At 60.4% G+C, this 15,031-nt stretch carries 14 protein-coding genes; 3 read left to right on the top strand and 11 right to left on the bottom strand.

All coding sequences use genetic code 11. The features are described from left to right. Nucleotides 1-44 precede the first annotated feature (44 nt). The gene (locus RAN89_RS03990) at nucleotides 45-620 is read left to right on the top strand and encodes a hypothetical protein (RefSeq protein ID WP_313868359.1); all 576 of its coding nucleotides are present in this window, start codon (nucleotides 45-47) and stop codon (nucleotides 618-620) included. An 18-nt stretch (nucleotides 621-638) separates the two neighbouring features. Here the strand turns inward: RAN89_RS03990 and RAN89_RS03985 are convergent, their stop codons facing one another. The 8 genes from RAN89_RS03985 to RAN89_RS03950 all read right to left on the bottom strand — a co-directional run bounded on the left by RAN89_RS03985 (nucleotide 639) and on the right by RAN89_RS03950 (nucleotide 10,644). Continuing rightward, complete coding sequence (locus RAN89_RS03985) at nucleotides 639-2,075, bottom strand: FGGY-family carbohydrate kinase (protein ID WP_313868358.1); 1,437 nt, start codon at nucleotides 2,073-2,075, stop codon at nucleotides 639-641. A gap of 10 nt (nucleotides 2,076-2,085) precedes the next feature. Beyond that, the gene (gene rhaM, locus RAN89_RS03980; protein ID WP_313868357.1) at nucleotides 2,086-2,418 is read right to left on the bottom strand and encodes an L-rhamnose mutarotase; all 333 of its coding nucleotides are present in this window, start codon (nucleotides 2,416-2,418) and stop codon (nucleotides 2,086-2,088) included. Next, the gene (locus RAN89_RS03975; RefSeq protein WP_313868356.1) at nucleotides 2,415-3,377 is read right to left on the bottom strand and encodes an ABC transporter permease; all 963 of its coding nucleotides are present in this window, start codon (nucleotides 3,375-3,377) and stop codon (nucleotides 2,415-2,417) included. The genes rhaM and RAN89_RS03975 overlap by 4 nt, the downstream gene beginning before the upstream one ends. Further along, nucleotides 3,374-4,378, bottom strand: a complete 1,005-nt coding sequence (locus RAN89_RS03970; protein WP_313868355.1) for an ABC transporter permease — start codon at nucleotides 4,376-4,378, stop codon at nucleotides 3,374-3,376. Before RAN89_RS03970 ends, RAN89_RS03975 begins: the two co-directional genes overlap by 4 nt. Further along, entirely contained in the window at nucleotides 4,375-5,913 is a 1,539-nt protein-coding gene (locus RAN89_RS03965; RefSeq protein WP_313868354.1) for a sugar ABC transporter ATP-binding protein, read from the bottom strand. Before RAN89_RS03965 ends, RAN89_RS03970 begins: the two co-directional genes overlap by 4 nt. A gap of 189 nt (nucleotides 5,914-6,102) precedes the next feature. Continuing rightward, nucleotides 6,103-7,095 carry a rhamnose ABC transporter substrate-binding protein gene (gene rhaS / locus RAN89_RS03960; protein ID WP_313868353.1) on the bottom strand — a complete coding sequence of 331 codons (993 nt, stop codon included), beginning with the start codon at nucleotides 7,093-7,095 and terminating at the stop codon, nucleotides 6,103-6,105. 129 nt (nucleotides 7,096-7,224) lie between these two features. Next, a complete protein-coding gene (gene rhaI, locus RAN89_RS03955; protein ID WP_313868352.1) occupies nucleotides 7,225-8,514 on the bottom strand; it encodes an L-rhamnose catabolism isomerase in 1,290 nt (429 codons plus the stop codon). A 24-nt stretch (nucleotides 8,515-8,538) separates the two neighbouring features. After that, nucleotides 8,539-10,644 (bottom strand): bifunctional rhamnulose-1-phosphate aldolase/short-chain dehydrogenase, encoded by a 2,106-nt coding sequence (locus RAN89_RS03950; RefSeq protein WP_313868351.1) that lies wholly within the window; start codon nucleotides 10,642-10,644, stop codon nucleotides 8,539-8,541. 188 nt (nucleotides 10,645-10,832) lie between these two features. Between RAN89_RS03950 and RAN89_RS03945 the strand changes: the two genes are divergently transcribed. After that, nucleotides 10,833-11,861 (top strand): LysR family transcriptional regulator, encoded by a 1,029-nt coding sequence (locus tag RAN89_RS03945; RefSeq protein ID WP_313868350.1) that lies wholly within the window; start codon nucleotides 10,833-10,835, stop codon nucleotides 11,859-11,861. A gap of 16 nt (nucleotides 11,862-11,877) precedes the next feature. Here RAN89_RS03945 and RAN89_RS03940 read toward each other — a convergent pair whose 3' ends face one another. Both RAN89_RS03940 and mltA read right to left on the bottom strand, forming a co-directional pair. After that, entirely contained in the window at nucleotides 11,878-12,828 is a 951-nt protein-coding gene (locus tag RAN89_RS03940) for a chemotaxis protein (RefSeq protein ID WP_313868349.1), read from the bottom strand. 62 nt (nucleotides 12,829-12,890) lie between these two features. After that, nucleotides 12,891-14,078: a murein transglycosylase A gene (mltA, locus tag RAN89_RS03935; protein WP_313868348.1), complete on the bottom strand. Its 1,188-nt coding sequence runs from the start codon at nucleotides 14,076-14,078 to the stop codon at nucleotides 12,891-12,893. On the opposite strand from mltA, the gene RAN89_RS03930 reads away from it, so the two are divergent. Continuing rightward, entirely contained in the window at nucleotides 14,026-14,157 is a 132-nt protein-coding gene (locus RAN89_RS03930; RefSeq protein WP_313868347.1) for a hypothetical protein, read from the top strand. The two genes, mltA and RAN89_RS03930, sit on opposite strands and share 53 nt — an antisense overlap. Nucleotides 14,158-14,199: 42 nt before the next feature. On the opposite strand, the gene RAN89_RS03925 is transcribed toward RAN89_RS03930, so the two are convergent. Then, nucleotides 14,200-15,018, bottom strand: coding sequence for a carbon-nitrogen hydrolase family protein (locus tag RAN89_RS03925; protein WP_313868346.1), 819 nt, complete (start codon nucleotides 15,016-15,018; stop codon nucleotides 14,200-14,202). Between the last annotated feature and the right edge of the window lie 13 nt (nucleotides 15,019-15,031).

Below are 15,031 nucleotides of genomic sequence, written 5' to 3'. Positions count from 1 at the left end.
CACTTTTTTGGCACCTGACGCCCGCTGTATATGCGCAGGCAGCTATGAATTCAGGAGCAAATGCAACTCCCTTGCCCTTGCGCAATCTGCTCATCGAAGTGAGGCAGGTGCAATCCGAAGATGGCCAGCAGGCGGGCGTAGACCTGCAAGGCGGCAGGGTCACAGGCGGCCTGGCGCAAGGCCGTAGCAGCGGCACGGCGGTGCAACAAATCCTCATTTTGAATGGCCGGCCTGCACGCATCGCGGTGCAAACGCAAACGCCATTGCGCCTGCTGCAAAGCTTTGTGCGCAACGGGCACATCGTGAGCACCCAAGGAACCGTGCTGATCGAAGCTGGCACGGGTTTTAGTGCGCTACCGCGCTGGGAGGGTGGCGATGTGGTCGAGGTCGAGCTTAATACCCAGCAACCTCTGCGCCCCCTGTTTCCCCAAGCCGGGGCAGTGAATGCCCCGCCGGCACAATCCAGCACCGGCAGCAGCATGCTGCTCCCCTTGGGCGAGTGGATGACAGTGGCAGAGACCGAGCAAAACCTGCAGAACAATCAGCAGAGCCTGCGTGGCGCGCATTTGCAGAGTGGTGTGACCCGGACGGAGGTTCAGCTCAGGGTGAGCTTGCGCTGACAGTCCGAACCAGCTACCTCAGACCAGCGCGCGCTGCCATGCTGCGTGGTACTCACCCAAGCCTGCGACAAACAGCGCTTCTACGGGCATCACATCGGCCGCAGTCGACTGCCCCCACCGCGAGAGCATCCACGCACCCCGCGCCGTTCCCTCCACCGGGTCGAGGCTGACCAGGCATCGGTCTGCGGGCATGAGCCCCTGCAACGCCCCGAGGTACAAAGCATTTCTGGCCAGCGGCCCTTCTACCAATACGGTGCGTGGCAGTGCGCTCCCGCTCCACAGACGCTCCACGAGCCAAGCGGTCGTCTGCGCACAATAAAGAGCCGCCAGGGCAGCGCGTTGACCCGCAGTGAGTCCGGCACTGGCCGTATTCGCGAAAACTTCCGAGCCGCACCGGATGCTGCCTTCTCGCCCACGGAACGGCCCGCCATGTGCCGCAAATGAGGGCAAAGCCATGATCGCCCCGGAGATGAGGGATTGCAGATCTTCGAGGCTGCCCGCATCCGGGTCTGCGCCGGCTAACAGACATTCAAACTCCCGCCCGCCCATGAAGCGTGCGGTCGGCGTGGCGCGGCTCAATACGTCCACATTCGCCAGCATGTCGCGCTCGGCCTGCAATCCCTGGGTGGACGCACCTGGGGCCATCAGCACCGTCCAGGTTCCGGAGGAGACCACGGTCAAGGCGGTGCTGGTAGTGGCATCACGGTTCAGTGACTCCAGATAGCGGGACAGGCAGGCATTGCTGTCGTGCACTCCTGCATGCACCACACAGTGCGGCGGCAAGCCCCATGTGCGGGACACCTGTGGCGTCACGGTGCCCAGCGCCTCCCACGCAGGGCGCACCGGTGCAAACAGTGCCGTCCAACCCTGGCTATTTGCCAGCGTTGAATACCTGCCCGCCTGCGGCAGCCACAGATGCGTGTGGCACCCCAGCGAAGACACTTCGCTCGCCCGCTCACCAGACAAGCGCCACGCCCAGTACTGCGGGTACGGCAAGAGATGGCGGGTGCGCTGCCAGACTTGCGGATGCGCGCGCTGCACATAGAACAGCTGCCTGGCCGCGTTCAAGCCTGCGGGCAAATCGGGCGACAGCGTCTGCGCGAAGGCATCTGCAGCATCCTCAAATTCGCGCGCCCATACAGGGTGCTGTGCCAGCGCATCAAACTCGTAATCCAGCGGCGCCCATGCCAAGCCGGTCTCATCCAACCCCACCAACGCCGCGCCATGGGTTGACGTAATCACACGGCTACAACGCACGGTATTGGCCGAAGCGCTCAGGGTGTGCGACATCCAGTCCTCCAGCCCCTGCACATCCAGCGCCGGATAGCCCAAGGCCGATGGGACGCTGCGGTTGTCGCGCCCGTGGCGTTCCACCACCTCACCAGCATTGTTGAACATCAGCAGCTTGGCATGGCTTTTACCGATGTCGATGACCAGCGTCAGTTCGTCTTGCACACAGTGCCTTTCAGTCCAAATGAAACAGGCAGGGCAAGGGCTCGGCAACCGGCGAACCATCCGGGTTGGTACGCATGATGTCCGCCATATGGGCCCACCAGCGCTGCATCACCGGGTGATGGGGCAAATCCGCCATGGTGTGTCCCGGGGTGCGACGCAGTACGGCAAAGAGCACCAGATGCTCCTCGTCCAGATAGATGCTGTAGTCCGAGATACCGCTGGCTTGAAGCAGCGTCACCAGCTCCGGCCAAATTTCGTCATGGCGCTTTTTGTACTCGGCCACGCAACCCGGATTCAGGAACATGCGGAACGCGTACTTCTCGGTGGTTTGTGCCAGACTCATGCCGCCACCCTCCGGCCTTGCAGCAGGCGCGGCAGCACCATGGAGACGATCAACAGGACGCCGATCACCATGGACATCACAATGCCCGTGACATTGGCCATGCCCATGGCAAAGGTGAACAAGCCCAAGAGCAACACAGCCAGCATGGTGCCCACGATGCTGCCACGCCCACCTTCAATGGCGACACCACCCAGAATCACCATGGTGATGGCATCAAGCTCCCATCCCATGGCGATGTTGGGGCGGGTACTGCCGATGCGACCGGTCAGCATGATGGCTGCAAGAGCCGCCATCAGACCGGCGAATACAAACAAGGCCAAGCGGTAACGGTCCACCTCGATACCGGAAAAGCGTGCAGCGATCGGATTGGCGCCAATAGCGTAGAGCCTGCGACCTGCTACGGTGCGGTGCAAGGTCACGCCGACCAACACGGCGAAGACCAAGAGGATGGCGAATTCAATCGGGATGATGAGCCAGCGTACCCCGATGAGTTCCCCCACGTAGCTATTGCCCAAGGTGGAGAAGACTTCGGGATAACCCGAAATCGCTTGGTCGCCCAATGCCACCAGTGCCAGTCCGCGGTACAGCGACAGCGTGCCGATGGTCACCACAATCGAAGGCAGCTTGTAGCGGGTCACCAGCACCCCATTCACCGCGCCGGCCACAGCGCCGGTCAAAAATGCTGCCAGCGTCATGCCCACGGGCCCGGCACCTGCCTTCATGGCGTAACCCATGGCCAGGGAACACAGCGCCAGAATGGCAGCAATCGACAAGTCGATCTCTCCTGCGATGATGAGCAGGGCCAAGGCCAGCGCCAAAATACCTTTCTCACTGAAGTTGAACGTGCTGTCTGCCAAGGCATCCGGCGTCATGAAGCCGGGCTGCGCAAAGCCGAAGACCGCCAGCAACAACACCAGCAATGCGAGCAACACCCGCTCCCATGTATTCCAGGCCTTCATGCCGCTGCTCCTTGAGGATGTGTTGTACTGCTTTTACGCTCCAGAATTTGACGGCCACCGCGCCGCGCCGCACGCGCATTGACGGTGACCGAAATCAGAATGACCGCACCCGCAATCGCCTGTTGCCAGAACGGCGACACCTGGATCACCGGCAATGCCCCGTTGACCACGCCGATGAACAGCACGCCCAATGCAGCTCCTGCGACCGTGCCAACTCCGCCACCGATGCTCACGCCACCGATGACACAGGCCGCCACCACCGTCAACTCATAACCGGCCGCCAACTCGGTGTAGGCGATGGAGTAGCGCCCTACCCACAACAAGCCGGCCAGGCCCGCCAACATGCCCGACAAGGTATAGACACGCATCAGGCACTTGCGCGGAGAAATGCCCACATACGCCGCAGCCAGTGGATTGCCCCCCAGGGCATAGATCTCGCGCCCCTCGCGGCGCAGCTTCAAGAACACTGTGGCCAGCACCAACACCACCACCGCAAACCACACGAGTGCAGGCAGCCCGAGCCAGACCTCGCGCGGCAAACCTTTGATGACTTGGTGAATGTCCTGGTCAGACACCCAAGCGCCCTTGCTCGCCACGAAGATGGCGCCGCGGTAGGCAGACAAGGTCCCCAATGTCACCACAATGGGCGGCAAGCCGAAGCGGGTAATCAACCAGCCGTTCACAGATCCCAGAAAGGCCCCTATGGTCAATGCCAGCACGATCAGCACAGGTGCCGAAGCGCCCGGCCATGCCTTGCCAACCAAGGCAAACACCATGCCGGTGAGCGCCAGATTGGAGGCGACTGAAAGGTCGATGCCACGGGTCAGCAACACCAGCATCTGACCCATCACCAGGATGGCAAGAATGGCCGAGTCGTTGGCAATGTCCATGCCATTGCGCCAGGTCAGGAACACCGGCGCACGCACGCCCACCACCAGGGCAATGGCGACAATGATGGCCAGCAGCAGCCATTCGCGCCGTATGGATTTCAGGGCACTCATGCCACCACCTCTTCAGCTTGAGGCGACGCAACCACCGACGTTGCCTGTTGATTCAGACCCGAGGCCGCAGCCACGATGGCTTCCGCCTGGGCCTGGGCCTTGTCAAACTCTGCCACCTGTTCACCGCGGCGCATCACGATCGTCCGGTGGGCCAAGTTCATGACCTCCGGCAACTCGCTGGACACCAGAATGACGGCCAGCCCCTGCTCCACCATTTCGGCAATGAGGTGATAGACGGCCTGCTTGGCCCCCACGTCGATGCCCTTGGTGGGCTCATCCAGAATGACGATGCGCGGGTCGAGCCCCAGCCACTTGGCGATCACCACTTTCTGTTGGTTTCCGCCTGAGAGGCCGGACAACAAAGTGTCCGGCGAATGGGTCTTGATCCGCAGCCGCTCAATCATCCGCTGGCACAAAGCCGACTCGCGAATCTTCGACAACCAAATGCCATGGGCAAAGCGGCTCAAGCCTGCCAGGCTGATGTTGTGTTCCACCGAAAACCCGAGAATGCCCCCCTGGCGTTGGCGCTCTTCAGGGACATAGGCTATTCCCGCTGCAATCGCGTCACCGGGGCGCCGCGCATCGAGCTTCTGGCCCTGCACCGTGAACTCACCGCTGGCGGCGGGGTTCAGGCCCATGATGGCCAGCATGGCCTCGCTCCGGCCGGAACCTACCAGACCATAAAACCCCAGAATTTCTCCACGCCGCAACTCAAAGGCAATGTTGCTGAATTCCGTGGGGTGCGAGAGGTTCTTGACCGTCATCACCACATCACCGGGAGTGGACACGATCTGAGGGTAAATCTGGTCGATGGCGCGCCCTGCCATGAGCTTGACCAGTTCCTGCTCCGTCACACCTGCAATAGCGCCAGTACCCACGGCCGCGCCGTCGCGCAGCACCACGTAGCGGTCCGCCACCGCAAAAATCTCATCGAACTTGTGGGTGATGAAGATCACGCCCACACCTTGGTCACGCAGCTGGCGCACGATGCCGTAGAAGTCCCGGATCTCCGCCTGCGAGAGTGCTGCGGTCGGCTCGTCCAAAATCACCACCGATGCCTTTTGGGACAATGCCCGCGCAATTTCGACCAGATGCCGCTCGGCCAAACTCAGGTCTTTGACCAGGGTCGTCGCCTTGAAACGGGCTCCAATCTGGTCCAACACCGACTGTGCCTGGATGTTCATTCCCGACCAGTCGATAAAAGGGCCACGCATCAGGTGGCGCCCTACGTAAATGTTTTCGGCCACGCTGAGTTCTTCGAACATCACCGTTTCCTGGTGCACCGCCAGAATGCCCGCAGCCTGCGATGCCTGGGCATTGGCGAACGTCTGAGGGACACCCCGCAGTCGGATCACCCCCTCGTCCACCGGCACCACTCCCGTCAACATTTTGACCAGGGTGGACTTACCGGCGCCGTTTTCACCCACAAGGGCCAGCACTTCTCCGGCCTGCAACTCCAGATCCACCCCGCGCAAGGCATGGGTCGCCCCATAGCGCTTGTGGATGCCTTGCAGACTCAGCAATACATCAGACATTGTGCGAAATCCAACTTTTCATAAAAAAGGGCATCTACCCGAGAGCGATGCCCCACGAACTATTTCACCAACATGGCAGACCGTTGAACACTCACCACCAAGAACACCGCAGAACCGGCCAAGCCGGGCTGCTGGTGTTGTCCCCTGCAAGGGGGTAGCGAAAGTGCGCAGCACTGCAGCCTGGGGTGTTTAAAAGAACTTCGCGAACTTCTCAACGTTGGAGGCATCGTACGTGAAGGGCTCCGACATCGCGGCTTCGCCATTCGCATCCAAGGTCACGGTGCCTACGCGGCCCAAGGACACCTTGTCGCCGGCCTTACCGGTCACTTTGCCGGAGATGAACTGGCTGGCAGCCATGATGGAGGAGTAGCCCAGATCAATCGGGTTCCAGATGGCAAAGGACTTCACGGCACCGCTCTTCACGTGACCGGCCATTTCAGACGGCAGGCCCAAGCCGGTTACGTAAATGGAGCCGACCTTCTTCTCGTCCTGCACAGCCTTCGCAGCAGCGGCCACACCCACGGTGGTAGGGGCAATGATGGCCTTCAGGTTGGGATAGCTTTTGAACAGGCCTTGGGCTTCACGATAGCTCTTGTCGGTCTGGTCATCGCCATAGACCACGCTGACCAGTTTCAGGCCCTTGTAGGCAGGCTGTGCGAGCACTTTCTTGGCTTCTTCGATCCAGATGTTCTGGTTGGTCGCTTGGGCGGTGGCGGAGAGCACCGCAACCTCGCCGGTCGAGCCAATCGCGTCAGCGGTCATCTTCACCAACTTCTCGCCGATCAAGGGGTTGCTGGAGGGGTTCAGGTGCATCATGCGTCCGTCCTTTCGGACGCCGGAGTCAAAGGACAAAACCTTGATGCCGCGGTCCATGGCGCGCTTGAGCACGGGGGCCAGTGCATCGGGATCATTCGCGGAAATCACGATGGCAGATACTTTTTGGGCGATCAGCGAGTTCACGATCTCGATCTGGCCTTCGGCAGTGGCTTTGGCAGGACCGGTGTAAATGATCTCGACGTTCTTGAGTTCCTTGGCGGCTTCCTGAGCGCCTTGGTTGGCGGCGTCGAAGAAGCCGTTGCCCAAACTCTTCACCACGAGGGCGATCTTGTCCGCTGCGAATGCCGGGCTGACCAGGGCCGCACTCAGTGCGATGGTCAGCAGTGTCTTGAGTTGTTTCTTCATGCTTGTCTCCTGGAATTGTTAGTAGAAAAATTTGGCACTAAGGCCGGTCTCGATACCGGCTGCACTGCCCCCCCTTGGGGGGGTGAACCGGATTCGATGGGGAGTGCGACATTGCCCATGCAATCTCGCTCAAACAATGCCGCTGCTCGGGCCGCTGGCGGGTCGGATGGCCGCCATCTGCTTGCGGTATCCGCTGGCGCGGTAGGCCAGGACCGGGTCAGCGGCGCCACCGGCTTCCATGCGGATCTTTTGCAACAGAGGGGTGACGTCGGTGTGGAAGGCCTGCTTCAGGGTCTGGGCGGCCATCAGCACATCGTTGCTGTCCTGGTAGGCCGTCAACGCGGTACGGTCGACCAACAGGGCCTGTGCATAGCAGCGCTGCACGGTGACCGCACTGGTCATCAGGCTCTCGATCGGGTCAGTCACGTTGTGCGATTGGTCCAGCATGTAGGCAGGGTCAAACTCTGCCGCTCCGGTTTGTGCGGCATCTACCAATTCGTTGAACACCAAGAAGAGCTGGAAGGGGTTGATACTGCCGCTGTCCAGGTCGTCGTCGCCGTATTTGCTGTCATTGAAGTGAAAACCGGCGAGCTTTCGGGCATGCACCAAGCGGGCCACGATCATCTCGATGTTGGTATTGGGAGCGTGATGACCCAAGTCCACCAGACAGCGCGCCTTGGGGCCCAAAGTTTGGGCAGCCAAGAGGCTGGAGCCCCAATCCTGAATCACGGTGGAATAGAACGCAGGCTCGAACATTTTGTGTTCAAGGAACATGCGCCAGTCGGCGGGGAGTGCGTCGTAAATCTGGCGATTGCTGTCCAGATAGCGCTCAAACTGGCGGCGGAAGTGGCTCTGGCCGGGGAAGTTGGAGCCGTCACCGATCCACACGGTGAGGGCTTTGCTGCCCAGCTGCTTGCCGATGTCGATGCACTCGAGATTGTGTGCTACAGCTTGTGCACGCACACCGGCATCGGCGTGGGTCAGGCTGCCGAACTTGTAGGAAAGCGGCTGGTCTTTCTGGTCCGAGAAAGTATTGGAGTTGACGGCGTCAAAGCCCACACCATGCGCCTCAGCATGCTGGCGCAGCTCCTGGTAATCGCTCACTTTGTCCCATGGGAAATGGGGAGAGACTGTGGGTGTACACCGCACCAGTTGCTGGATCACGCCGCAGTCCTGAATCTTGTCGAACACATGGCGCGGCTCGCCCAAGCCGGGGAAGCGTGCAAAGCGGGTGCCACCAGTGCCTACGCCCCAGCTGGGCACGGCCACGGCGAACCTGGCCACCTGATCCTTGAGAACGTGGGTGTCCACATTGCGGCGAGCCAGTTGCTCACCCAAGGTTTCATAGTCCAGGTTAACGCGGGCTGCGGCCTGGGCGTTGTGCTCAGCTATCAGCTGGCCGTTGATCTGTTGTGTCATGGTTCGTCTCGAATGCGTGGGGTCTTAGCGTGGGAAGGCTGCCAGATTGCCTGCGTCCACGTTGAGGATGTTGCCGGTGGATTTGGCTGCCAGTTCGCTGGCCAGAAAGTAGGTGGCCTCAGCGATGTCTTCGGGGAAGACACTACGTTTGAGCATGGACCGGTCACGGTAAAAGGCTTCTAGCTCTTCCTCGCTCACCTTGTTGGCCGCCGCGCGTTCCTGGCTCCAGGTACCCGTCCAGATCTTGCTGCCGCGGATCACGGCGTCAGGGTTGACCACATTGCAGCGGATGCCCAAGGGCGCACCTTCGAGGGCAAAGCTGCGCGACAGTTGAATTTCAGCGGCCTTGGCAGCACAGTAGGCCACCGCCTGGTTGCTGGCCACCATGCCGTTTTTGCTGGCGATGAACACCATGGAGCCGCCCACCCCTTGAGCTTTCATCAAACGGAAGGCTTCGCGCCCCACCAGGAAATAGCCTGTCGCCAAGATGCTCTGGTTGCGGTTCCAGAGCGCCAGCGTGGTGTCTTCCAACGGCGATGCCGAGGCGATCCCTGCGTTAGAGACCAGTATGTCCACGCCACCGTATTCGATGGCCGTGCGTGCATAGGCTGCAATCACCGACTCTTCGCTGGTGACATCGCAAACAACCCCACGCACCACATCCTTGCCGAACTTCTTGGAGAGTTCCGTCACCGTGGACTCGAGCGCCGCTGCATCAATGTCCAGCAACACGGCGCACACGCCTTCTTGCAACTGCCGCTCCACAATTGCGCGGCCAATGCCTCCGGCGCCGCCGGTAACCAGCGCCACCTTGCCGACCAAGGGTTTGGCCTTGGGCATGCGTTGCAGCTTCGCTTCTTCAAGCAGCCAGTACTCGATGTCAAATGCCTCCTGTTCAGGGAGACCCACATAAGTGTCGATGGCATTGGCATCGCGCATCACATTGATGGCGTTCACGTAAAACTCGCCGGCAATGCGGGCTGTGGCCTTGTCTTTGGCGATAGACACCATACCGATGCGCGGCAGCAGAATGATGACCGGGTTGGGATCGCGCAGGGCCGGGCTGTTGGCTCGCTTGCAGCGCTCGTAGTAGGCGGTGTAATCCGCGCGGTAGTCGGCGAGTTTGCCGGCAATCGCTTCGGACAGCGCCGCACCACTGAGGGTGTAAACCGACTCCTCAAGAATCAAGGGCTTGATCTTGGTGCGCAAAAAATGGTCGGGGCAGGAGGTGCCCAAGGCAGCCAGGGCTTCCAGCTGATGGCTATTCACAAATTCCATCACGACCGGCTGGCGGTCTACATGCAGAAGCTTGTGCCCGCTTTGCGAAGCCTGGCCCCGCAGAACCGGCAGCAATTTGGCCAGCACAGCGTCCTGCGTCGTCGCGTCCAGACCGGTGACCTTGGCACCACCGAATGGCACCGCATTGCGGGCCTGCGCTTGTTCGGCCAACCAAGTCTGCGCCTGCGCTATCACCGCCACGGTGTTCTCGTAGCAGGTGCGGGAATCATCGCCCCAAGTGAATAGTCCGTGCCCGCCAAGCACCAGACCCTTCAGGCCGGGGTGCGCTGCGACATAGCGTTGCAGCTGCAAGCCCAGCTCATAGCCGGGACGACGCCAGGGCAACCACCCGATGCTTTCACCAAACGCTTGCTGAGTAATGGCTTCGCTGTTCGCCATGGCCGCAATGGCGATCACCGAATCAGGGTGCATGTGATCCACATGGGCAAATGGCAGGTACGCATGCAATGGGGTGTCTATGCTGGCTGCGCGCGGATTCAGATTGAAAGTGCAATGCGGCAGGTAGCCAACCATCTCGTCTTCATGCTCAGGTCCGCGGTAAATGTCTTGCAAGGCAATGAGCTTGTCCATGTACAGGGTCGAGAAGCCATCGAGCTTCATGGAACCCACATCGCCGCCCGAGCCCTTGACCCATAGCACCTGCACATCCTGACCGGTGAGAGGATCCTTTTGGGTGATCTTGGCTGACGTATTGCCACCACCATAGTTGGTGATGCGCAGGTCGGAACCGAGCAGATTGGAGCGGTACAGGAGAAGGTTAGGCTGATCCAGCCGGGCAGCGTGGTCCTCATTCCACACGGGAAACGGGACGGGAGAAATGCGTGTTGTCATGGGCAGTGCAGTTACGAAGAATTGGCGTGACTGTAGACAGTGCAAGCCATAGGCACAACGCAGACATTTTTATAAATTCGATCAGTTATTCTTATGCGTCTATGGATGTGCCCCGTGTATGTCGCCATGGCAAGACGCCTGCAGGGACAAGAAGCACCCCAACTGACTTTTTCCTAGGGAAAGTACTGATGAAAGCATCTGTCAAAGTCACCGCTACCAAGAAGCATTCCCTAGGGATATCCCGTAACCAGCGCCTCACTGGCAAGGAAACCCAGCCCGAATACACGCAACACCGGCTCCGGAACTTGACCCTGCGTCAACTCCGTTTGTTTGAAGCGGTAGCAACGCATTTGAGCTACTCCAGGGCGGCTGAAGTCATGAACGTCACACAACCCGCCGTTTCCATGCAAGTCCAGCAACTGGAAACGGAAGTAGGGCTACAGCTGCTGGTCAAAGCAGGCCGCAAGGTGAGCCTTAGCCAGGCAGGGGAAGAAATGCTCCGTCAATGCCGGCGGATACTGAATCAGGTCTTGCTGGCTGAAGAGTCGATGGGTGCATTCCACCCTGCAGAGGGTGGGCATGGCGGCTTGCTGCATCTGGGCGTGGTGTCCTCCGCGCATTACTTTGCCCCGGCGCTTTTGATGGCATTCGCAGAGCGCTGGCCCGGAGTGAAATTCAAACTCACGGTGGATCGCCGGGAGACGATTCTCGCCATGCTGCAAGACCATCAATTGGATGTTGCGATTGCGGGCTACCCGCCCTCAGAGGCTGACGTGGAGGCCGAAACGTTCGCACAAAACCCACACTGCATCGTCGCGTCGGCAAATCACCCCTTGGCCAAAAAGCGGCGTGTGCACTGGGATTCCTTGCGCAATGAGCCGTTCATCTTCCGGGAGCCTGGTTCTGCAACGCGTCACTTTTTCGAACACCTGATTCAGGCACAGTCCCTGCAGGTACGCCTGTCCATGGAGCTGTCCGGTAACGAGACCATCAAGCAGGCGGTGATTGCCGGCATGGGCATCAGCTTTCTGTCGGCGCACACTTTTCAAGTGGAGTTTGAAGCAGGGAAACTCGCTGTCCTGCAGATGGAGGACATGCCCAAAATGCTGGACTGGTGCCTGCTGCACCGGCGCGACTCCAGCCTGAGCGGTGTCAATCAGGCCTTCCGCGAGTTTGTGCTCACAGAAGGCGCTGCACTCGTGCAGTGCAGGATGTAAGGACGCTTTACCCGCTTCAGCGGTGCAGCACTTCGCGGATGGTGGCGGCCAGTTCTTCTTCCACGAACTTGGCGATGTAAGCATCTGCCCCCACGCTCTTGACGTGGCCCTCGTTGGTCGCACCCGTCAATGAAGAGTGAATGATCACAGGGATAGTGCTGAAGCGCCCGTCCTGCTTGATGTTGCGGGTCAGAGTGAACCCATCCATCTCCGGCATTTCCAGGTCCGTCAGCACCAAAGCCACCTTGTCTTTGATGGACTTGCCTTCGCCAGTCGCTTGCGCATTCAGGGATTGCAACTTCTCCCAGGCTTCCTTGCCGGTCTTGGTCATGACGTAGGGCACATCCATGCCCTTGAGACCCTTCTCAATCATCATGCGGGCCACCGCCGAATCGTCGGCCGCCAGAATGATCTGGCCGGGCTCCAGGCGCAACTTGGGCGCGGTGCTCAGGGCCTCTTCCTTGACTTCCTGCGGCATCACATCGCGCAGGATCTGCTCCACGTCCAGCACCTGCGCCAAGCGGGTGTTTTCTGCGTTGCCGTCCAGCCGCGCGATGCTGGTGACCAGCCCGCCACCCGTATTCTCCGCAGAGAGCACCTGCTTCCACTCCAGGCGGACAATTTCGTTGACTTCTTCAACCGCGAAAGCCTGCGTCGTCCGCGCAAACTCGGTCACCAACAGAATGCCCAAGCCCTTGGTGGGCTTGCAACCGACCACTTGAGGCAGGTTGATGACGGTAATCATCTGGCCGCGGATATTGGCCACGCCCATGACGGAGGGTGGCGAATTGACCATGGCAGTGATCTCGGGCATCACCAGAATCTCGCGTACCTTGAACACATTGATGCCGAACAGCTCACGGCGCTGCGTACCGGGGGCCTCACCCAAACGGAACAACAGCAACTCAAACATGCTGTTGGCGGCCAGATTGGTACGCTCATCAATGTCACGCATCTCTTTGCTCATGGGGCCCGTCCTTGATTTCCGAATCTCACAGATTCAATGCATCCATACTAACGGTTTCTGGCTTATTTGGGCCACAAAATCCACATTTGCAAGGGCTGACGCATGCGCCCCGCAAGCTCTGCAGCCTCAGCCCCCCAGCCTGCAAAATAATCCGCCCGCACGGCCCCTGTGATGGCACTGCCGGTATCTTGCGCCAAAACCAGTTTTTGCAAATTTGTTTGATTCCCGTTGGACGCCAGCCACACTGGTGCCCCGTAAGGAATGCTGCCTGGGTCCACCGCAATCGAGCGACCCGGCGTCAGCGCCACACCCTGTGCGCCACGGGGTCCGAAGGCTGCATCCAGATCACCCAGCACTTCTTCCTTGAAAAACACCACACGCGGATTGGCCCAGAGCAGCTCTTGCTGGCGCTGCGGGTTCTGGGCCAACCAGGCCTTGATGCCGGGCCAGGAGGCGTCCTTGATCAGGCCCTGGTCCAACAACCAGCGCCCCACACTCCGGTAGGGTTGGTCGTTGGTGCCGGCGTACGCCAGCCGGACCCAGCGTTGACTCCCGTCGGGCTGCGTGATGCGCACCCGGCCGGAGCCTTGAATCTGCAGCACCAGCGCATCCACCGGGTCTGCCATGTAGGCAATGGCTTTGCCGCGCAAGGCAGCCTGTGCTTCGGGCAAGGTATCCATTTCCTGGCGTGTAAACCACGGCTTGCGGGTGGCCAACCCTGCAGGCAACTGGTAGAGGGGCACGGTGAATCCGGGCGCCGGATTGCGGCTGGCTTCAATGATGGGCTCGTAATAGCTGGTCAGCAAACCGGTAGCCTCGCCTTGGGGTGTTTCCACCCGGTGCGGCTGCAGGCGTGACTGCATCCATTCCATTTGCTCCTGCGCGCTGCCGATGCTCAAGCGACGCACATCACCGCACAGGGACGCCAACGGAGGCTGTGGCTTCTCACAGCTTTTCAACCAGGCGTTCCAGGCCTCGAACAAGCTGTCACTGCCCCATCCCGGCAATGCCTCCCAGGGCACCGGCACCCAGCGGCTGCGCGCCTGCACCACGGCAGGGGCAGTCGCCACAGCCGGTGCACTGACCGCTGGCGAGCGGGGCGACTCCACAGGAGCCCTGGTGGCCATGGGGACACTGCCGCAGGCGGCCAGCGTCCCTACAATCGGCAGCCAACACCCCCACATCAGGACACGATTCATGACCTTGCTACTGCTGGAAGCCTTGGGCGCGGGCCTGATATTTGTAGGCATCATTTGGTGGACCATGTTTTCGGGCCGGGAGAACGGCGAACTGCCGCAAGACGATGATAAGGACAAAAACAGCCACTAGCGCTCATGGGATATGCGCAGGCAGCTCCTGAATTCATAGCATTCACGCCAAAACCCGGTGTTGCAAAGCGGGCAGCTGTGCCCTGCAGTGTTGGAGTTGGCGGTAATCCAGATCCGCCAGCACCACCCCCGGGCCTTGCGCCTGTTGGGCCAGTACCTTGCCCCACGGGTCGATCAGCAGGCTCTGGCCCCAGGTACGCCGCCCGCTGGGGTGCACACCGCCTTGGGCGGCAGCTGCCACAAAAGACAGGTTTTCAATCGCGCGTGCCCGCAAGAGCACTTCCCAATGGGCTTCGCCCGTCGTGTGGGTAAAGGCGCTGGGCGCCAGCAACAGGTCCACACCCCGCTTGGCGTACTCGCGGTACAACTCGGCAAAGCGCATGTCGTAGCAGACACTCATGCCCACCGACCAGCTGTGTCCGTCTTTGGAAGGCAAGGTGAATACGGTGGGTGTGCTCCCGCGCTCGAGCACACGGGATTCGTCATAACTCTCCGTGCCATTGCTGAAGCGGAACAGGTGGATCTTGTCGTAACGGGCCACGCACTCGCCTTGCGGGTTGTAGGCCAGTGAACTGTTGAACACATGGTCGGGCTGGCTCGCCGTCAGGGGCAGGGTACCGGCCACAATCCACAGCCCCAGATCCCGCGCGGCGTTGGCAACAAACGCTTGAATGGGGCCTGAGCCATAGGGCTCCTGGATGCCCAGTTTGTCGGAGTCCTTCATGCCGATCAGGCAGAAGTACTCGGGCAACACTGCCAACTCCGCCCTCGCGTCTGCCGCCTGCGCAAGCAGGGAGCGCGCGACCTGGAGGTTGTCGTGCAAATCACCGGTGGACACCATCTGAATGGCAGCAACTTTCATACATTTCTCCGAT

Source organism: Rhodoferax mekongensis (assembly GCF_032191775.1).
GTDB lineage: Bacteria > Pseudomonadota > Gammaproteobacteria > Burkholderiales > Burkholderiaceae_C > Allorhodoferax > Allorhodoferax mekongensis.
This window is presented reverse-complemented; position numbering and strand designations above follow the sequence as displayed.